The organism is Ruegeria sp. BF7 (assembly GCF_056538605.1).
In genome coordinates this window covers 389,674-409,083 of sequence record NZ_JBQFTM010000001.1, presented here as the reverse complement: position 1 = coordinate 409,083, position 19,410 = coordinate 389,674, and the positions used below count along the sequence as shown (strand labels likewise).

Annotated in this window: 18 protein-coding genes; 11 read left to right on the top strand and 7 right to left on the bottom strand. The window is 59.9% G+C overall.

From position 1 onward, the window contains the following. Positions 1 to 109 precede the first annotated feature (109 nt). On the top strand, positions 110 to 2,833 hold the full coding sequence (gene gyrA / locus ACR0IK_RS02030) for a DNA gyrase subunit A (RefSeq protein ID WP_480640290.1): 2,724 nt from the start codon (positions 110 to 112) through the stop codon (positions 2,831 to 2,833). A gap of 54 nt (positions 2,834 to 2,887) precedes the next feature. Continuing rightward, positions 2,888 to 3,244, top strand: coding sequence for a hypothetical protein (locus ACR0IK_RS02025; RefSeq protein WP_480640289.1), 357 nt, complete (start codon positions 2,888 to 2,890; stop codon positions 3,242 to 3,244). A 67-nt stretch (positions 3,245 to 3,311) separates the two neighbouring features. On the opposite strand, the gene ACR0IK_RS02020 is transcribed toward ACR0IK_RS02025, so the two are convergent. The 3 genes from ACR0IK_RS02020 to ACR0IK_RS02010 are packed head-to-tail and all read right to left on the bottom strand — an operon-like array spanning position 3,312 to position 6,739. Continuing rightward, positions 3,312 to 4,784 (bottom strand): carboxypeptidase M32, encoded by a 1,473-nt coding sequence (locus tag ACR0IK_RS02020; RefSeq protein ID WP_480640288.1) that lies wholly within the window; start codon positions 4,782 to 4,784, stop codon positions 3,312 to 3,314. 5 nt (positions 4,785 to 4,789) lie between these two features. After that, positions 4,790 to 5,935 (bottom strand): heme A synthase, encoded by a 1,146-nt coding sequence (ctaA, locus tag ACR0IK_RS02015; RefSeq protein WP_480640287.1) that lies wholly within the window; start codon positions 5,933 to 5,935, stop codon positions 4,790 to 4,792. 60 nt (positions 5,936 to 5,995) lie between these two features. Then, positions 5,996 to 6,739 (bottom strand): RNA methyltransferase, encoded by a 744-nt coding sequence (locus ACR0IK_RS02010; protein ID WP_480640286.1) that lies wholly within the window; start codon positions 6,737 to 6,739, stop codon positions 5,996 to 5,998. Between the two features lie 153 nt (positions 6,740 to 6,892). Between ACR0IK_RS02010 and ACR0IK_RS02005 the strand changes: the two genes are divergently transcribed. The 4 genes from ACR0IK_RS02005 to ACR0IK_RS01990 all read left to right on the top strand — a co-directional run bounded on the left by ACR0IK_RS02005 (position 6,893) and on the right by ACR0IK_RS01990 (position 10,100). Beyond that, a complete protein-coding gene (locus ACR0IK_RS02005) occupies positions 6,893 to 7,510 on the top strand; it encodes a thiamine phosphate synthase (RefSeq protein ID WP_480640285.1) in 618 nt (205 codons plus the stop codon). A gap of 45 nt (positions 7,511 to 7,555) precedes the next feature. Continuing rightward, entirely contained in the window at positions 7,556 to 8,449 is an 894-nt protein-coding gene (locus tag ACR0IK_RS02000; protein ID WP_480640284.1) for a PfkB family carbohydrate kinase, read from the top strand. Beyond that, the gene (locus ACR0IK_RS01995; RefSeq protein ID WP_480589277.1) at positions 8,446 to 9,354 is read left to right on the top strand and encodes a pseudouridine-5'-phosphate glycosidase; all 909 of its coding nucleotides are present in this window, start codon (positions 8,446 to 8,448) and stop codon (positions 9,352 to 9,354) included. Before ACR0IK_RS02000 ends, ACR0IK_RS01995 begins: the two co-directional genes overlap by 4 nt. A gap of 68 nt (positions 9,355 to 9,422) precedes the next feature. Beyond that, entirely contained in the window at positions 9,423 to 10,100 is a 678-nt protein-coding gene (locus ACR0IK_RS01990; protein WP_480589279.1) for a DUF502 domain-containing protein, read from the top strand. On the opposite strand, the gene ACR0IK_RS01985 is transcribed toward ACR0IK_RS01990, so the two are convergent. Genes ACR0IK_RS01985 through ACR0IK_RS01975 form a run of 3 tightly spaced genes read right to left on the bottom strand, consistent with a single transcriptional unit; the run spans position 10,101 to position 12,377 of the window. Then, complete coding sequence (locus ACR0IK_RS01985; protein ID WP_480640283.1) at positions 10,101 to 11,126, bottom strand: patatin-like phospholipase family protein; 1,026 nt, start codon at positions 11,124 to 11,126, stop codon at positions 10,101 to 10,103. It abuts the gene before it with no gap. After that, a complete protein-coding gene (locus ACR0IK_RS01980; RefSeq protein ID WP_480640282.1) occupies positions 11,123 to 11,578 on the bottom strand; it encodes a hypothetical protein in 456 nt (151 codons plus the stop codon). The genes ACR0IK_RS01985 and ACR0IK_RS01980 overlap by 4 nt, the downstream gene beginning before the upstream one ends. 25 nt (positions 11,579 to 11,603) lie before the next feature. After that, positions 11,604 to 12,377, bottom strand: coding sequence for a 3-hydroxybutyrate dehydrogenase (locus ACR0IK_RS01975; RefSeq protein ID WP_480640281.1), 774 nt, complete (start codon positions 12,375 to 12,377; stop codon positions 11,604 to 11,606). A 292-nt stretch (positions 12,378 to 12,669) separates the two neighbouring features. On the opposite strand from ACR0IK_RS01975, the gene ACR0IK_RS01970 reads away from it, so the two are divergent. Then, positions 12,670 to 14,484 (top strand): extracellular solute-binding protein, encoded by a 1,815-nt coding sequence (locus tag ACR0IK_RS01970; RefSeq protein WP_480640280.1) that lies wholly within the window; start codon positions 12,670 to 12,672, stop codon positions 14,482 to 14,484. A 538-nt stretch (positions 14,485 to 15,022) separates the two neighbouring features. Continuing rightward, positions 15,023 to 15,259, top strand: coding sequence for a hypothetical protein (locus ACR0IK_RS01965; RefSeq protein WP_170325112.1), 237 nt, complete (start codon positions 15,023 to 15,025; stop codon positions 15,257 to 15,259). Here the strand turns inward: ACR0IK_RS01965 and ACR0IK_RS01960 are convergent. Continuing rightward, positions 15,248 to 15,871, bottom strand: a complete 624-nt coding sequence (locus ACR0IK_RS01960) for a helix-turn-helix domain-containing protein (protein ID WP_480640279.1) — start codon at positions 15,869 to 15,871, stop codon at positions 15,248 to 15,250. The genes ACR0IK_RS01965 and ACR0IK_RS01960 overlap by 12 nt on opposite strands. Positions 15,872 to 15,936: 65 nt before the next feature. Between ACR0IK_RS01960 and ACR0IK_RS01955 the strand changes: the two genes are divergently transcribed. The 3 genes from ACR0IK_RS01955 (at position 15,937) to ACR0IK_RS01945 (ending at position 19,394) form a co-directional block, all read left to right on the top strand. Next, the gene (locus ACR0IK_RS01955; protein ID WP_480640278.1) at positions 15,937 to 17,454 is read left to right on the top strand and encodes a class I adenylate-forming enzyme family protein; all 1,518 of its coding nucleotides are present in this window, start codon (positions 15,937 to 15,939) and stop codon (positions 17,452 to 17,454) included. Next, complete coding sequence (locus ACR0IK_RS01950; protein ID WP_480640277.1) at positions 17,451 to 18,110, top strand: DsbA family oxidoreductase; 660 nt, start codon at positions 17,451 to 17,453, stop codon at positions 18,108 to 18,110. Before ACR0IK_RS01955 ends, ACR0IK_RS01950 begins: the two co-directional genes overlap by 4 nt. 75 nt (positions 18,111 to 18,185) lie before the next feature. Continuing rightward, positions 18,186 to 19,394, top strand: coding sequence for a multidrug effflux MFS transporter (locus tag ACR0IK_RS01945; RefSeq protein WP_480640276.1), 1,209 nt, complete (start codon positions 18,186 to 18,188; stop codon positions 19,392 to 19,394). Positions 19,395 to 19,410 lie beyond the last annotated feature (16 nt).

Sequence of the window (19,410 nt, the reverse complement as noted above, 5' to 3'; positions counted from 1 at the left end):
TACCGGTGTTTTTCGTGCTTAAAAGGGTTGCTTGCTTGCACCTTATGTGCCGGGTCTGATAAGGTACATCCACAAGATATAGACCCAGAACAATACACGGGCAGTTTACGTGAGCGATACGCCAGATATTCCTGAAAACATGGATGAAACCCCGCCCGAGCGCCCCGTTTACGACGGCCCGACGGTGTCCATCGAATCCGAGATGCGCACGTCTTATCTGGACTATGCGATGTCGGTCATTGTCTCGCGCGCGATCCCCGATCTGCGCGATGGCTTGAAACCGGTGCACCGGCGCATCCTCTATGCGATGCACGAGACCGGGAACACCCATGATAAAGCGTACCGCAAGTCGGCCCGCCCTGTCGGCGACGTCATGGGTAAGTACCACCCGCATGGTGACAGCGCGATTTACGACGCGCTGGTGCGGATGGCGCAGGATTTCTCCATGTCGCTTCCGTTGCTGGATGGTCAGGGCAACTTTGGTTCGATGGACGGCGATAACCCGGCGGCCATGCGCTATACCGAAGTGCGGATGGACAAACCTGCCGCGTCTCTGTTGGCCGATATCGAAAAAGAGACGGTCGATTTTCAGGACAACTATGACGGCAAGGATCGGGAACCGACCGTCCTCCCTGCCCGTTTCCCAAACATGCTGGTCAATGGTGCCGGTGGTATCGCCGTGGGGATGGCGACGAATATCCCGCCGCATAACTTGGGCGAAGTGGTCGACGCCACTTTGGCGCTGATCGACGATCCGGACCTGACCTCGGAACAGCTGATCGAATATGTCCCCGGCCCGGACTTTCCGACCGGCGGTGTGATGCTGGGCCGATCCGGTGCGCGCAAGGCATATCTTGAAGGTCGTGGCAGCGTTATCATCCGCGCCAAGACCCGCGTGGAAGAAATCCGCAGGGACCGTTACGCAATTGTCGTGGATGAGATCCCCTATCAGGTGAACAAGGCCGCGATGATCGAAAAGATCGCCGAGGCCGTGCGTGAAAAACGCATCGAAGGCGTCAGCCACGTACAGGACGAATCCGACCGCAATGGTGTGCGTGTCGTGGTCGAACTGAAACGCGATGCAACGCCCGAAGTGGTGCTGAATCAGCTCTACCGCTTCTCGCCGATGCAGACCTCATTTGGTTGCAACATGCTGGCGTTGAACGGTGGTCGACCCGAACAGTTGACCCTGCGCCGCTTCCTAACCTCGTTCATCGACTTCCGCGAAGATGTTGTTGCCCGCCGCACAGCCTATGACTTGCGCAAGGCGCGTGAGCGCAGTCACATCCTGTGTGGTCTGGCCGTGGCCGTTTCGAATGTTGACGAAGTGGTTGCCACGATCCGCTCGTCGGCAGACGCTGCTGAAGCGCGCGAGAAACTGATGACCCGCCGCTGGCCTGCATCCGAGATCGAAGGCTATCTACGCCTGATCGACGATCCGCTGTCCAAGATGAATGACGACGGCACCTATAACCTGACCGAGGTACAGGCCCGCGCCATTCTCGAACTGCGGCTGCAGCGTCTGACCCAACTGGGTGTAAAGGAAGTCACGGACGAACTGGAAGAACTGGCCGACAAGATCAAGGAATACTTGGATATTCTGTCTTCGCGTGAGCGCATCATGGGCATCATCGCCGATGAGCTACGCAGCGTGCGCGAGCAGTTCGCTGTCGACCGCCGCACCGAGATCGTTGACTGGTCCGGTGATATGGAAGACGAAGACCTGATCGAACGCGAAGATATGGTCGTGACTGTCACCTCAGGCGGCTACATCAAACGCACCCCGCTGGCCGATTTCCGGGCGCAAAAGCGTGGCGGCAAAGGCCTGTCGGGTATGCAGACCAAGGAAGAGGATGTTGTCACCAATCTCTTCGTGGCGAACACGCATACGCAACTGCTGTTCTTCACCACCGAAGGCATGGTCTACAAGCTCAAGACCTGGCGTCTGCCGCAATCCAGCCGGACCGGTAAGGGCAAGGCGATCGTCAACATCCTGCCGATCCCGACCGGTGTTTCGATCGCGGCGATCATGCCCGTAGATGTGCCGGATGAAGAGTGGGAGAACCTGCAAATCGTCTTCGCCACCAGCGCGGGTGACGTGCGTCGCAATCGTCTGTCAGATTTCACTAACGTTCGTCGCAACGGCAAGATCGCGATGAAGCTGCCAGAGGATGTGGAACTGGTAAATGCCCGCATCTGTTCCGAGGACGAAGACGTGATGCTGGTCACCAATTCCGGCCGCGCGATCCGCTTCCGGACTACAGATGTGCGCGTCTTCAACTCGCGCGAATCCACCGGTGTGCGCGGCATCAGGCTAACCAATGGCGACCGTGTTGTGTCGATGTCGGTGATCCGCCACTTTGAGGCGGGGCCGGATGAACGTGCCGCCTACCTGAAGATGCGCCGCGCCGTGGCTGGCATCGCCGATGATGGCGAGACCGATGAGGATGAAGCAACCCCCGGCACCATCACGCAGGAGCGCTATGCCGAAATGTCGGCCGCCGAAAACCTGATCCTGACGATCACGACGGGCGGCTCGGGCAAGCTCAGCTCCAGCCACGATTATCCGGTTCGCGGACGCGGCGGTATGGGCGTCGCGGCGATGGACAAGGCAATGCGCGGCGGCGCGCTTGTGGCCTCGTTCCCGGTCGAGATTGACGACCAGATCATGCTGGCCACATCCAAGGGCCAGTCGATCCGGGTGCCGGTGGACGGCATTTCCTTCCGATCCCGCAGCGCAGGCGGCGTGAAGGTGTTCAACACCGGCAAGGGCGAAGAGGTCGTCAGCGTTGCCTGGATCGCCGATCAGGGGGACGATGAGGCAGACGCCTAATGTTAACAAAGATGAGCGGCACAAAAGCCGCTCATTTTCTTTTCGGAAAGCAAAATGAAGCACCTCCTTCTTCCCATCACTGCTGTTTCTGCCTTGGCCGCGCAACCTGTACACGCCGAAGAGTTGCTCGGGTCAGCATTAATAGAAGAAATCAGAGGTCAGCATTTTGACTGCATGATGGGAGAGACGCCTCTGGAATGGATCGTTTCAGACGTGACGCTGGACACCACGTCCATTCCTTATTCCGCTATCGTGCGGGGTAAGACAGTAGAGGCTGAATATAGCATAAGCGTCGAAGGTCGCCTCACCTCGGACGGATATGGCGATGAACGCCGGGTCGAAAAATTTGCCGATGGATCGCTGAGCGTTGCGCGTTCCGACGGACGTGTCATGAAATGCACAGCACGCTAAAGCGCCGGGCGCGTTCAGCCAGTACCGATTTTTCGGTCACCAAGCGGGGTAGCCGAGGCCACCCAAATCATTTCAGACCGTACAGCACCCCAAACTTCTCTTCCAAATAGCTGAGCAACGGTTCCGGCCCCGGCTCCATCCCGCCGGCACGACGGATGGTGTCGCGCGGGGCGTATAGGCCGCCGTGGCGCTGCAGGTTTTCGCGCAACCAGCCTGTTGCTCCGGATGTATCACCCGCGGCCAGTTGCTTATCCAGATCCGGTACCGCTACGCGCAAGGCCTGATAAAGGCAGCCAGCATAGACATTGCCCAGCGAATAAGTCGGGAAGTAACCAAACAGCCCGACCGACCAGTGCACATCCTGCAGGCACCCGTTTGAGGGCTTGTCGACCGCGTATCCGAAATCGGCCATGAACCGGTCGTTCCACGCGGCCTCCAGATCGCTGACCTGCAGGTCTCCGGCCATCAGGGCACGCTCCAGATCAAAGCGCAGCATGATGTGCAGGTTGTACTGAACCTCATCGGCCTCGGTGCGGATATAGCCGTTATGGACACCATTGACCGTGGCATAGAAGGCGTCGGCATCCGCGATCCCGAAATCGCCGAATGTCTCCACCATCTGATCGTAGAGCCAGCCGGTAAAGGCGCGTGAGCGGCCCAGCTGGTTTTCGTAAATCCGGCTTTGGCTTTCATGCACGCCCATCGATACGCCCTGCCCCAACGGCGTCAGAGCAAAAGCCGGGTTGATGCCCTGCTCATAGGCGGCGTGGCCGACCTCGTGAATGGTCGAGTAGAAGCAGTTGAACGGGTCGGTCGCGCTGGTGCGGGTGGTGATCCGCACGTCCAGCCCGCTACCCGAGCTGAACGGATGTACCGCCTTGTCTACGCGTCCAGTATTCAGGTCATAGCCGAAGGTCGTCGCCAGTTTCTGCGACAGGCGCATCTGTGCCAGCTCGTCGAACTTTCCGGTCAGAGCTTGCGGCGCAGGTTTGTCCAGAACGGCTGCGCGCAGGGTCACCAAACGCGGGCGCATCTGGTCGAAAATTTCGGCAATCTGTGCGCCTGTCGTGTAGGGTTCGTAATCCTCGACCATGGCGTCATAGACATCACCGCCTTGCGCCAGCGCCGCGCCCTCTTCGCGTTTCAACGCGACAACCTCTTGCAGGACGGGCAGGAACGCGGCTACGTCCTCATCCGCACGGGCCTGCGCCCAAGTTCCCTGCGCGGCAGAAGTTACACGCGCGATGGCTTTTGCCAGTTCAGCGGGCACCTTGACCGTGCGTTCATAGGACCGGCGGATGTCGCGCAGTTGCGCGCGGGCGACGTCGTCTTGTGGGTCGGCCTGCTCCAGCCACTCGGCCACGCGCGGGTTGGATCGGCGGGCGTGCAGCACCGCCTCGATCGCGGCCATCTCCTCGGCGCGTTGCGGGGCCGCGCCGCGGGGCATCACCGTTTCCTGATCCCAACCCAACCGACCGGCAATCTGCCCGAGGGCCGAGGTTTCGCGCTGAAAGGCCATCAGGTCGTCATAGGCGGTCATCGGGGTCAGGCTCCGCGGATTGAGGTGGCGATTGGGTACGCGGTCAGGAACCGCGCGCGCAGGATCAGGGTCCAGACGACAACGGCCATGAACTGGTGGAAGATGGCCAGCTGCCACGGGGCCGCATAGACCACGGTCAGGATACCGATCACAATCTGCAATGACAGCGCCGCAAAGGCCGCGTTGAAAGCGAACCGCGTCTGCGGGTGCGCGCTGGTGCCGCCACGCCGCCAGACGATGATGGCGAAGATGAACAGCAGGTATCCCGCACAGCGGTGGATGAACTGCACCAGACCGGGGCTTTCAAAGAAATTGCGCCACATCGGTTCCAGCATTGCAGCATCAGGCGGCAACAACTGCCCGCCGATCAGCGGCCAGTCGGTGTAAGACCGGCCGGCATCGATCCCGGCCACCAACGCACCAATCAGAATTTGTAGAAACGCAAAGTGCATCAGGCCGGTCGACAGCGAGAACAGTTTCGCCTCTTTCGCGCGGCGTGCCTGCATCAGATCGCGTTCTTCGCGGCCCAGTTCAAAGATGTACCAGGCAAGGAAGCCAAGGATCACGAAGGCCAGGCCCAGATGCACCGCCAGACGATAGCTGGCCACAGCAATCATGCCTTCGCCCTGTGTCACGCCCGACGCGACCATCCACCAGCCAACAACACCCTGAACACCGCCCAATACGCCGGGGATCAGCAGTTTTCCGGTCCATCCGGTTGGGATTTTCCGCGCCACGAGGAAACCAAGGAACCCAAGCGCCCAGACCAGACCGATTACGCGGCCCAACTGGCGGTGGCCCCATTCCCACCAATATATGGATTTGAAATCACTGAGCTCCATCCACTGGTTCTGGATGCGCCACTGGTCGATCTCTTTGTACTTGTCGAACTCGGCTTGCCAGTCGGCCTCGGTCATCGGCGGGATGGCCCCGGTGATCGGACGCCATTCGGTGATCGAAAGGCCACTGTCGGTCAAGCGCGTCAGGCCGCCGACCGCGATCATCACAACGACCAGCGCGAACAGGATCATCAGCCAGACGCGGATCGCACCGCGCGCGCCGCCCCGGCCCCGGTCAATCATGCCGGGCTGCACCGCCTGTTGTTTCTCGGTGTCCGAGACCTCTTCGAAGATGCTGCGCTTACCGCTCATGCCGTCCTCATGTCCTGATTTTCGTCGCAAGCTAGGGCCTGAGTGGAGATAGGTCCAGCCTCAGCCCTTTTCCTTCCAGCGGACCATCTGCCGCATGATCCCGTGCAGCATCTGTACATCCGCCCGCGTCATCCGCATCCGCGACCACAGATTGCGCAGGTTGGTCTTCATCCCTTCGGCCTTTTCCGGCGGATAAAAGAAGCCCGCCTCTTCCAGCCGGTCTTCGTAGTGTTCGACCAGCTTTTCAACCTCGATCCCAGTGGCCCAGTCGCCCTTGCCCAGATCGGTGGCCTCATGCACCACGTCTCCGGTCTGGCGCATCCATTCATAGGCAGTCAGCAGCACGCATTGGCCAAGGTTCAACGAGGCATATTCCGGGTTCACCGGCACCGAGATGATGGCGTTGGCCTTGGCGATATCTTCATTCTCAAGCCCTGCCCGTTCGGGGCCGAAGAGCACCGAGACCTTCTCGCCTGCCGCCACCTTTTCGGCCGCGATCTGCATGGCGCGCTCCGGGCTGAAAACCGGCTTGGTCAGGCCACGCTGCCGCGCCGTCGTGGCAAGGACAAAGGTACTGTCGGCCAAAGCACCACCCAGGTCATCGAACAGCTGTGCCTCATCCAGCAACCGCCCCGCGCCGCTGGACATCGCCACCGCCTTGGGATTCGGCCACCCGTCACGCGGCGCCACGATCCGCATCCGGTCCAGCCCGAAATTCCACATCGCCCGCGCGGCGGCACCGATGTTTTCGCCCATCTGCGGGCGCACAAGCACAAAGGAGGGCTGAGATTTGTCGCTGGGCATGGCTGTCTCCGGAAAACTTCGGGATGCTGTAATAGGCGTACCCCAACAGGGCAAGGCGCTGAGGTGGCAATTTACCCCCCGAATGCCATAAAAGTTTGCTTCCCCTGCGCAATCCGCTAAACCGCGCCAAAGACAAAAGACGAAGGACGCGCCATGGACACCCCTGAGCAGCCGCAGATTTACCTGATTACGCCTCCGGCCATTGCGCTCAGCACTTTCCCCGAGCAGTTGGGCCGCGTGCTGGACAGCACCGAAATCGCCTGTATCCGGCTGGCTTTGGCGGGCAATGACGAAGACACCATCGCCCGCGCCGCCGATGCCTGCCGCGAGGTGGCACATGCGCGCGACGTGGCAATCGTGATCTCGAACCACGTTCTGCTGGCGCAGCGTTTGGGGCTGGACGGGGTGCATCTGGACGACGGTGCACGCTCGGTTCGGGCCGCGCGCAAGGAATTGGGCGCGGATGCCATCGTCGGCAGCTTCTGCGGGGCGTCCAGCCATGATGGCATGACCGCCGGTGAAGCGGGCGCAGATTACGTGGCCTTCGGGCCGGTCGGCACGTCGACCCTAGGCGATGGAACCACCGCTGAAACGGACCTGTTCCAGTGGTGGTCCGAGATGATCGAAGTGCCGGTTGTCGCCGAAGGCGGCCTGACCGCTGACCTGATCCGCAAACTCTCGCCCCATACCGATTTCTTCGGCATCGGCGATGAAATCTGGTCGCAGGACGACCCCGTCGTCGCACTGAAGACCCTGACCGACGCGATGTGAGCGTTAACCCTTGCGCCCGCGTCGGGGCTGCGGCAAGAGTTTGGCATGACTCAGAACAGTGAAATCCTGTGTATCGGCTCGGTCCTGTGGGACGTGATCGGACGCTCGGCCAGCGCAATGCGGCAAGGTTCAGACGTGCCGGGGCGGATCACCCGCCTGCCCGGCGGCGTGGCCATGAACATTGCCATGACGTTGGTGCGCTTCGGCATGACCCCGACCCTGCTGACCGCCATTGGCCGCGACCCCGAAGGCGACGAGCTGGTCAACGCCTGCACCCGACTGGGAATGGTAACAGACCATGTCTACCGCTCTCAGGACTTGCCGACCGATCGCTATATGGCGGTCGAGGGCGCTAATGGCCTGATCGCCGCTATTGCCGACGCGCATTCCTTGGAGGCTGCGGGGGCCAAGATTCTGCGCCCTTTGATGCATGGTCCGTTAGGCAATGAGAATGCGCCGTTCGAAGGCCCCGTCGCTTTGGACGGCAACCTGACGCTGACCCTGCTGGAAGAAATCGCCCAAAGCCCGGCATTTACGCGGGCCGATCTGCGTGTGGCCCCGGCCTCACCTGGTAAGGCCGAACGCCTGTTGCCATTCCTGAAGCACGCCCGCGCGACGCTTTATTTGAACCTCGAAGAGGCAGGCATCCTGTGTCAGCGTGAATTCACGGATTCCGAGAGCGCCGCCAAAGGCTTGCTGGGCCGTGGTGCGTTGCGGGTGCTGGTCACGGATGGCGGCAACTCGGCCACCATTGGTAGCGCAGATGGAATCCTGACTCAAACACCACCGTCGGTTCTGGTCACCCGTGTGACCGGTGCAGGCGACACATTCATGGCTGCCCATATCGCATCAGAATCCGGCGGAGCATCTAACGAGGAGGCCCTGACCCGCGCTCTGAACGCCGCCGCAACATACGTATCCGGAGAAACCCCACTGTGATCGACATCCAATATTCCGCCGAGGTCCGGGCCGCAAAAGACTCAGGCCAACCCATCGTCGCGCTCGAAAGCACTATCATCACCCACGGGATGCCCTACCCGCAGAACATCGAGGTTGCGGCACAGGTTGAACAGGACATCCGCGACGCGGGCGCTGTTCCGGCCACGATTGCGGTGATTAACGGCAAACTGCACGTAGGCCTGGAAGCTGACGAGTTGAGTGCACTGGGTCAGGCCCAAGGTGTTGCCAAACTGTCTCGCGCCGACATGGCCGCCTGTATCGCCACCGGTGGCACCGGGGCCACCACGGTGGCCGCGACCATGATCGCGGCGCATTTTGCCGGGATCGAGGTCTTTGCCACTGGCGGCATTGGCGGCGTGCATCAGGGGGCCGAAACCACGTTCGACATCTCCGCAGACCTGCACGAGCTGGCGCAAACCCCGGTAACCGTTGTAGCGGCGGGCGCGAAAGCGATCCTTGATCTGGCGAAAACGCTGGAAGTTCTGGAAACGCTAGGCGTTCCGGTTATCGCCCATGGTCAGGACGAATTTCCTGCCTTTTGGTCTGCCCAATCGCCCTATGCCGCGCCCCTGCGCATGGACACGGCCGAGGACATCGCCAAAGCGCACGCCACCCGCCGCGCGCTTGGCCTGCCCGGAGGTCAGCTGATCGCCAACCCGATCCCCGCCGCCGACCAAATTCCAGCCGAGGAACTGGCCCCCATCATTGCGTCGGCCCAGGCCGACGCCGACACTCACCGGATCACCGGCAAAGGCGTCACGCCCTACCTTCTTCAGCGGATTTACGAACAAACCGAGGGCCGTTCGCTGACCGCCAATATCGCACTGGTGCGCAACAACGCGAAACTGGCCGCCGGGATCGCGCGGGCACTGAACGCAGACTGAGTGACATAAGCCTATTGTACCAAGGCCCCGGACTGCTTAACTAAATCCGCAAACCGCTCAGGATCGCAATGAACACACCGTTTGACGAAGAACCCCATCGCCGTCCGGGCCTGTTTTCCCGGCTGCGCGCGTCGTTCCTGACGGGCATCGTCGTCATTGCACCTGTGTGGCTGACTATCTGGCTGATCTGGTCGGTAGTCGGTTGGATCGACAGCGCAGTTCTACCGCTGGTGCCGCAACGGTTCCAACCACAGGAATATGTAGGTATCAACCTGCGTGGTGTCGGGGTGGTCATCTTCCTGATATTTACCGTCCTGGTGGGCTGGATCGCCAAAGGCATTCTGGGTCGGTCGCTGATCCATTTCGCTGAAAGCCTGGTAAACCGAATGCCCGTAGTCCGCTCGGTCTACTCCGGGATCAAGCAGATCTCGGAAACGGTGTTTGCCCAGACCGAACGGTCGTTCGAGAAAGCCTGCCTGATCCAGTACCCTCGCCGCGGCATCTGGGCGATTGGTTTCGTCTCGACCACCGCCAAGGGCGAGGTCAGCGAACGCGCTGAAACCGGTGGTGAGCTGCTGAGCATTTTTGTCCCGACCACGCCCAACCCGACCTCGGGCTTTCTGCTGTTCTTCCCCGAAGAGGACGTGATCCTGCTGGACATGTCGATCGAGGAGGCCGCGAAGCTGGTGATTTCCGCCGGGCTTGTCTATCCGAACGAAAAAGACCCGACGCAGCCGCCTGAGTGATCAGCCGAACATTTCGGGCAGGTTGACTGTGCTGCGCTCGCCAAGATCGGCCTTGTGATCATTGATAAACCGATGCGCCGCCGCGCGCCCTGCCTCTTTCAGCTTATGCAGGACCACCGGGTTCGGCACCGTCTTAGTCGCCACCGACAGATCGTTCATCAATTCGTCATCCGCAATCATGTGGATCAGAACGCGGCTCATTTCTCCGGCCTTCAGCTTCCCTTCGGCCAGCAGCCGCTGAACGAAACTGATCGCGCGCAACTCGCGGAAGAGGGAGGAGTTAAAGCTTATCTCGTTGATCCGGTTCTGGATTTGCTGCGGCGTTTTCGGCGCCTCGTCGCGCTCCAGCGGATTGATGTTCACGATCACCACGTCATCTGGCAGATCATTGTTAAACAGCGGGTACAGCGCCGGATTGCCGGTATAACCGCCATCCCAATAAGCCTCGGTCCGGCCCGATTTGGGATCGAAGATTTCAACCGCCTGAAACAGTGTTGGCAGGCACGCCGAGGCCAAAATCGCATCTGTCGAAATCTCATCTCCGGTGAACACCCGAATCTTGCCGCTGCGCACACAAGTCGCGCAGACATGCAAACGCGGGCCTTCGTCGGCGCATATCTCATCAAAGTTGAACCGGTCCACCACCGGCTCCAGCGGGTTGCGGTAGAACGGACCATAGGCATAGGGCGACACCAGCCGCGACCAGGCGTCTCCGACCGAAAACGGCAGAGAGTACTCCATCGCCTGTGCAATCTGCGCCGGCTCTATGGCCTGCATCCAGTTGGCAAGGCGCATGTCACCGACAGCACCCATCCGCTCCCACAGTCCATTCAGATTGGCGCGCGCACCGTCGCGCCCATCCCGGACCATGCCGGACTTGAAAGCCGCCCCATTGAGCGCCCCGGCTGAGGTTCCGGTGATCGCCGCAACCTCGATATCCTCCTCATCCAGTAGCCGGTCGAGAACACCCCAGGTGAACGCCCCATGCGCCCCGCCGCCTTGCAGAGCCAGATTGATCCGTTTCACTGTGGGTCTCTCTTTCGTTGAAGCCAAAGTAGGCGTTGCAGAAACGAAGCAGCCGCAATTCCAAAAACTATAAAACCCAGTAATCGATAGAGGGGAAAACTTTCAGCCGCATGAAGCCCGTCTGACAGTCCCAACCAAACATATGGATCAACCAAATAGGTCAAAAACGAAACTAAAAAGCCGAATGACACTAACGAAAACACCCATGCGATAAAACGCGCCGTCGCCACTTCTTCGCCTGATCCTCGTCCGAAATACTTAACCCAGCGCTTTTTTGCAGTGTTATCGTCGATACACCAAATTCTTCGACCCATGATGGCTGAAGCCAAAAATGCCGAAATCCCCGAAAAAGTCGCGGCACCCGGTGCATCTCCAACGCAAACTTGCCATCCTGCGAGAGCAGCACTGACAATTACCCATAGCCATGGCTTAAATATTGCCCCGAAACTCAACGCTTGCTCCCTTGTGGCGTAATGATCAAAGGGCCGTCCAGCCACCATCCACCGAAATCGTCGTCCCGGTGATCTGAGCCGCTGCGTCCGAGCACAGGAACACCGTGGTGCCGCCCAGCTGCTCAACGGTCGCGAACTCTTTCGAGGGCTGACGTTCCAACATGACGTTCTTGATCACGTCTTCGCGGCTCATGTCGTATTCTTTCATCGTATCAGGGATCTGCGCCTCGACCAGCGGCGTTAGGACATAACCCGGGCAAATCGCATTGCAGGTGATCGGCTCCTGCGCGGTTTCCAGCGCCACGGTCTTGGTCATCCCGACGACGCCATGTTTCGCCGCGATGTAGGCTGCCTTGAAGGGTGATGCCGTCAGCCCGTGCGCCGAGGCGATATTCACGATCCGTCCCCATCCTGCCGCGCGCATCATTGGCAGCGCCGCTGCCATGGTGTGGTAGGCCGAGTTCATGTTGATCGCGATGATCGCATCCCATTTCTCTACCGGGAACTGGTCGATTGGTGCGACGTGCTGAATGCCCGCGTTGTTCACCAAGATATCGCAAGCCCCTGCCTTTTCGATCAGCGCGCGGCATTCGCCGCCAACGGACATGTCCGCCTTGATATAGCGCGCCTTGGTGCCGGTCTCTTGCGCAATCTCAGCGGCCAGCGCGTGATCTTCCTCCCGGTCGGTGAACGAGTTCAGAACAACATCGGCCCCGGCCTTCGCCAGCTCGCGTGCGACGCCCAAACCGATCCCTGAATTCGACCCCGTGATGATCGCTGTTTTTCCCGAAAGGTTCATGGGCTCTCTCCCTCAAAATCTGCTTCCCACGCACAGTGCCATGCTGCATCTGCAAAGAAAACGGGGAAACAACCGGCTTCTATAGCCACACAATAAAATGCCAAAAAAAACGCCCGCACGAAGCGGGCGTTAAGTTATTGAGGCAGGTTTCATACAGGCAAGAAACCTATCGAGCAGTGCACCCTTTATACGCAATTCCCCGCCTTCGTCCAAGCTAAAAGTTTGAAAACAAGAAAAATCATCGGTACGGTGAATCCCAACAAAATAAGGCCAGAGCAGGATTGTTTCCAAAATGTGCCCCGATTTTCTACGACCCGTTCGCCCTGTGATTGCGGGAATCGCTTCTGTTTTTGCCGCCACAATTGCTTATGCAGAATCGGCCCATGGCATAGCTATGTACGGTGACCCTGCCCTACCACCGGATTTTGTGTCTCTGCCCTATGCCAACCCCGAGGCGCCGAAAGGCGGTAAAGTTGTTTTTGGCAATACCGGCGGCTTTAACAGTCTGAACCCCTTTGTACAAAAAGGCACCGTGCCCTGGCAGCTTCGTTTCTGGACGCACGAAAGCCTGATGGGCCGATCCTGGGACGAACCTTTCACTCTTTACGGGTTGTTAGCCGAATCAGTTGAGACCGCTCCTGACCGGTCCTGGGTCGAATTCACCCTGCGCGAAAACGCCCGGTTTTCGGATGGCACCCCGGTAACCGTGGACGACGTTATCTGGTCGTATCAGATACTGGGCACCGAAGGGCACCTTCGTTATCGCGGGCTGTGGGGCAAGATCGACAGTATCGAACAAACCGGCCCACGCTCGGTACGGATTACCTTCAACGAGCCGGATCGGGAACTGGCCCTGATCACCGGCCTCCGCCCGATTCTGCAGAAAGCGCAGTGGGAGGGGAAGAGTTTTGCCGACGCGGCGCTGCATGATGTCCCGGTCGGATCGGGGCCCTATGTGGTCGATGACTATGAGGCCGGTCGCTATGTGACCCTGCGCCGCGACCCCGACTATTGGGGGGCCGATATCCCCTTCCGGCGCGGCACCATGAACCTCGATGAGATGCGGATCGAATTCTACGGCGACGGCACAGTCCTGTTCGAGGCGTTCAAGGCTGGCGAACTGACGGCGGTACGGGAATTCAATGCTGACAAATGGGACACGCAGTACAACTTCCCCGCCGTGCAACGCGGCGATGTCATCAAGACCGAGATCCCGCACGGCAAGCCGTCGGGCATGACCGGGTTCGTCATGAACACCCGCAAAGCCCCCTTCGACGATTGGCGTGTGCGCGAGGCGCTGATGTTGGCGTTCAACTTCGAATACATCAACGATACGATCACCGGCGGCACACAACTGCGGATCACCTCATATTTTTCCGGTTCTGATCTGGGTATGCAGCCCGGTCCCGCCACCGGCCGCGTTGCCGAGTTGCTGCAGCCCTATGCCGACGACCTGCCACCCGGCGCACTTGAAGGGTATGCCCTGCCTGTGGGCGACGGCTCGGCCCGCAACCGCACCAATATCCGCAAGGCGAACCAGCTGTTGACCGAGGCGGGCTGGACCGTCCAGGACGGCGTGCTGCGCAATCAGAACGGCGAAGACTTCACCGTCACCGTCCTGCTGCAACAAGGTGATACCGAGGGCCAGACGGCCATCGAAATTTATACCCGTGCGCTTGAAAGGCTCGGGATTCAGGTCGCCGTCGAACAAGTGGACAGTGCCCAGTTTACCGGTCGTAATGCCGAACTTGATTTCGACATGACCTTCTTCCGCCGTGCCATGTCCCTGTCGCCGGGCAATGAACAGCGCCTGTATTGGGGCAGCGAAAACGCCGACACTCCGGGCACGCGCAACCTGATGGGTGTTGCTTCTCCGGCGGTGGACGGGTTGATCGACGCTATGCTGGCATCTGAAAGTCGCGAGGATTTCATGGCCGCCACCCGCGCCCTGGACCGGGTTCTGACCGCTGGGCGCTATGTCATCCCGATCTGGAATTTCGACGTCGGACGCATCGCTCATGCCAAAGAGCTGAAACAGCCCCAGACCGTGCCAATTTATGGTGATGGGCCGGAGTATATGCCACAGGTTTGGTGGTACGAAGAGTGACCAAATCGGCCGGATCGTTGGCGCGATCGGCCCCATAGCCTCCAACGCGCGGATTGCTCACATCTGCAGGTTAGTATCTTAAGTTGTGTCATGCCAAATGGTCGCACCTTTCGGCGGAATTTGGCACACGCACCAAATACACCCATATATCGTGCAGACATATCTGAAGCCGTCTACATATAGCGGAAACACCCATTTCCAGCTAATGCCCAAAAAATAACCACAAGGGGCTTTACGGATCGCCCCCCAACGATATAGCCTACCCGTGTTTTGGCGCACCGGTTGATCGGATTAATTGTGAAAAATTCGCTAGATAGCTGATCGTTGGACGCGTCAGACCCGAGTTTTGCGGACCGGCCTCCACTCACTCACACCTCAGGTCCGTAGGCCCGTCGCGCGATCAGTGTGGCGGGCCTCTTTAACCTTACGTAAGCCCAAATAAGGTGCGACATTTTGTCATGCACTTGGACCCCTATGCCCTCCGTACGCTTATATGGGGGCCGAGCAGCCGTGAAACCCGAGTTACGGAAGCTGACAAATGTTGAACTGGACTGACCTGACGCAAGACTGGGACGCTATGTACTCTCGTGCTAAACGGCGTTTTCCGAACCTGCGTGATCAGGACAAGGTGCGGCTGAGCAAAGACCGCAAAGGGTTCGAAGCGTATTTGGCCGAACGCCACCACCTGACCGTGAATGAAGCACACGAAGAGCTTGAGGATTTTCTGTTTACCGAAGGCTTGAACCGAGAGTTCAGCCGGTCTTTAAGCAAGTGATGTGACCCAGAGGATCGTTGCATCTTCGTCACTGACCGAAATCACGTTGTGTCCCATGCTACCGTCGTAATACGCGCTGTCTCCCCGACGCATTTCGACGGGTTCGTAGAACTCGGTGTAAAGCTGGACAACCCCTGTCAGCACATAAAGGAACTCTTCGCCATCGTGGCGCACCCAGCCATCAAACTCATCCATTGACCGCGCGCGCACGCGGGCGCGATACGGAAGCATCTGCTTTTTCGTCAGGTTCTCGGCCAGCAGCTCATGTTCATACGTCGTCGTGGGATGCGCGGCCCCTTCGCCCATCCGCGTCACGGACATACGCCCGATTACCTGATCCCGCTGCGGCGGCGTGAACAGTTGCGGCACCGAAATCTCCAACCCGATCGCCAGCTTTTTCAGCGCGTCGTACGTGGGTGACATCTGCCCGTTTTCGATCTTGCTGAGGGTCGAGCGCGCAAGCCCTGCCTGCGAGGCCGCCTGTTCCAGCGTCCAGTTCCGCGCCTTGCGCAATTGGCGCACGCGCGCACCCAGATCGAGCGGTTCAAGCTCGGCGTGGTTGCCCGAGTCCCGCGCAATGCGGATCAGGGAAGGTTGTTCATTGGTGCTCATGCGCAACTCTATAGGCCCAGCCCGTCCCGCTTGCAACGCGCCAAGCACCAAGGTAGCCAGTGGCCATGCTGTCTGTTTTTGATCAGGGGCCGCCCATGGCCTGCCCCGCGCCCTTCAACCTGGCCGCACATGTGCTGCGCCGAACGGATGATGATCCCGATAAGATCGCGCTGTCAGTTCTGCGGTCCGATGGCGCCGAGGACTGGAGCTATCGCGCGCTCAAGTCGGCCATTCTGGGCACCGCCACCGGGTTGCTGCGCGCGGGGTTAAAACCGGGTGACATTGCGCTGATTCGGTTGGGGAACACGGTCGATTTCCCCATTGCCTACCTCGGGGCGATTGCGGCGGGGATCGTGCCTGTCCCGACATCCTCGCAACTGACCGAGCCGGAAACGGCGCGCATGATCGCGGATCTTCAACCAGCCGCCATTTTGCGGGACCCGGCCGTTGCCTGCGCTCCACATCCACTGCAGATCACGATGTCCGAATTGACCGCGATGCGGCCCCTGCCCCCAACCGAGTTTCAAATGGGCGACCCCGAGCGGCTGGCTTATGTCGTCTATACCTCGGGCACGTCCGGCAAACCGCGCGCAGTGGCCCATGCGCACCGTGCGATTTGGGCACGCCAGATGATGGTGGATGGCTGGTACGGGCTGCGGGATACGGATCGCCTCTGTCATGCCGGTGCATTCAACTGGACCTATACGCTAGGCACCGGATTGATGGACCCCTGGACTATCGGCGCGACCGCTTTGATCCCAGAGCCGGGAACCGACCCGGACGCCCTGCCCGCCTTGCTGCGGCGACACCGCGCGACGATCTTTGCCGCCGCCCCTGGCGTGTATCGCAAGCTGCTGAAAACGCCAGAGGACCTACACCTGCCCACGCTCCGCCACGGCCTTTGTGCCGGCGAGAAACTGTCTCGACACCTGCACGCGCAATGGGTCGAGGCGACCGGGACGGAGCTTTACGAAGCCTACGGTATGTCCGAATGTTCCACCTTCATCTCGTCCAGCCCGGCCCACCCGGCGCGGGGCGAGTCGCTGGGACAACCACAACCGGGCCGACGGATTGCGATCCTTGGGCCGGATGGTCCGGTGCCGCAGGGACAGGAAGGCACCATCGCCATTCACCGCTCGGATCCCGGCCTGATGCTGACCTATCTGAACGCGCCGGACGAAGCCGAGGCTCGGATGCAGGGCGATTGGTTCCTGACCGGCGATCAGGGTGCCATGGCCGTCGACGGGCAGATCACCTATCTGGGCCGCGACGATGACATGATGAATGCGGGCGGCTATCGCGTTTCTCCGGTCGAGGTCGAGGCCACCTTGTCCAAATTCCCCGGGATCTCACAGGTTGGCGCGGCGGCTGTTGAGGTCAAAGAAGACACATTTGTGATAGCAGCCTTCTATACCGGGCCGGAAAAGCTGGACGACGTTGCCCTGCAAACCTATGTGGAGGCAAATCTGGCGCGGTATAAACAGCCGCGCGCGTTCATTCACCTGCCCGAGCTTCCGACCGGTGGTAATGGCAAACTCCTGCGCCGGGCTCTGCCGGCCTATTTCAAGGCGACCACACCATGACCCAGACCGTCAAACTCGACATTATGTCCGATCCGATCTGCCCATGGTGCTATATCGGCAAAACCCATCTGGACAAAGCACTGGCCGCGATTCCGGATCACCCTATGGTGATCGAGTGGCATCCGTTCCAGCTGAACCCCGACATGCCGGATGAAGGCATGGATCGGCGTGAGTATCTGGAGCGAAAATTCGGCGGCAAAGACGGCGCCGTGCGCGCTTATGCTCCGGTGGTTGAGCACGCCGAGAAGGCCGGGCTCAGCATCGACTTCGAAGGCATGAAACGCACCCCCAATACCCTGGACGCCCATCGCCTGATCCACTGGGCCGGGATCGAGGGAAAGCAGAATGATGCCGTGGATGCCCTGTTCGATGCCTATTTCGTGCAGGCCCGCGACATCGGCGACCACGAAGTGCTGGCCGATATCGCTGACAGCATCGGCATGGACGCCGCCGTGGTGCAGAAACTGCTGAAGTCCGATGCCGACCGCGAGGACATCCGCAACCGCGATACCCATTCCCGCCAGATGGGCATCCAATCTGTTCCGACCTTCGTCGTGGCCAATCAACACGCAGTTCCGGGCGCGCAACCGCCGGAAATGTGGGAAAAAGTGATTGGCGAGATCATGTCTCAGCTTGAGGGTTCTCCTGCAAATTAGCACAGAGGTCTGTGCGCTTTGATCCCTAGCGCCACCTGATCTGTCGTGATAGCGCGATCAGGTCAGGAGGACGCAATGACCAATCGCATGTCAAAAGGAGAGTTCATCGCTCTTGTCGCAATGATGTTTGCGACGATTGCGTTTTCCATCGACTCGATGCTGCCTGCCCTGCCCGAGATTGGCGCGCAGCTCAGCCCCGAGGACATTAACCGGGCACAGCTGATCCTGACCTCATTCGTGCTGGGCATGGGGATCGGCACGTTCTTCATGGGTCCGCTGTCGGACGCGTTTGGTCGCAAGCCGGTGATTTATGCCGGCTCAGTTTTGTACATCGTTTCAGCTGCCGTCGCTTGGGCCAGTTCTTCGCTGGAACTACTTTTGATTGCCCGGGTCGCGCAAGGGGTCGGCTGTGCCGCGCCACGCGTGGTCGCCATGGCGATAATCCGGGATTTGTACTCGGGTCGTGAAATGGCGCGGATCGTGTCAATCGCCATGATGATCTTCACGCTGGTTCCTGCTGTGGCGCCGATGCTGGGGGCCGGCATGATCGCCCTCACAGGCTGGCGCGGGATATTCGTCTCGTTCATCCTGTTCTCAGCGATCACCGTGGTCTGGATGGGCCTGCGCCTACCGGAACCTCTGAAGCCTCAGAACCGCAGGCCGCTGCGCCTGCCCCTGATGGTCTCTTCCGCGCGCGAGATGTTCGTGCACCCCACCGTCCGGGTTTCGATTTTCGTGCAAACCCTTTGTCTGGGCATGTTGTTCACCACGCTGACCATGGTGCAACCGGTCTATGACGTGATCCATGACAGCGCTGACAGTTTTCCCTTCTGGTTTGGTTTCGTGGCCCTGATCTCGGGGTCTGCCAGCCTGCTGAACGCGGCCCTGGTGATCCGCGTGGGGATGCGGCGACTGGTAACCTGGGCTTTGGGTGCGCAGATCGTCATCACCATGGGCGTCATTGTTTTGAACTCGGTGCATCTGTCGCCGAACCTGTCCTTTGCGGTGTTCGTCTTCTGGCAGACCTCTATCTTTTTCATGGCAGGCATGACGATGGGCAACCTGAACGCCATCGCCATGGAGCCGATGGGTCATATCGCCGGTATGGCGGCCTCAGTCATCGGTGCGGTCTCGACCGTTCTGGCCGCGGCCATCGCAGCCCCCATAGGGTTGTTGTTCGACGGCTCGTTGACCCCGCTCACCACCGGCATTCTATCAATGAGCGTGATCGGCTTTGGACTGATGCTGCATATGGGCCGGATTGAAAACAGACTACCCGCCTGACCTGTGCAGATTACGC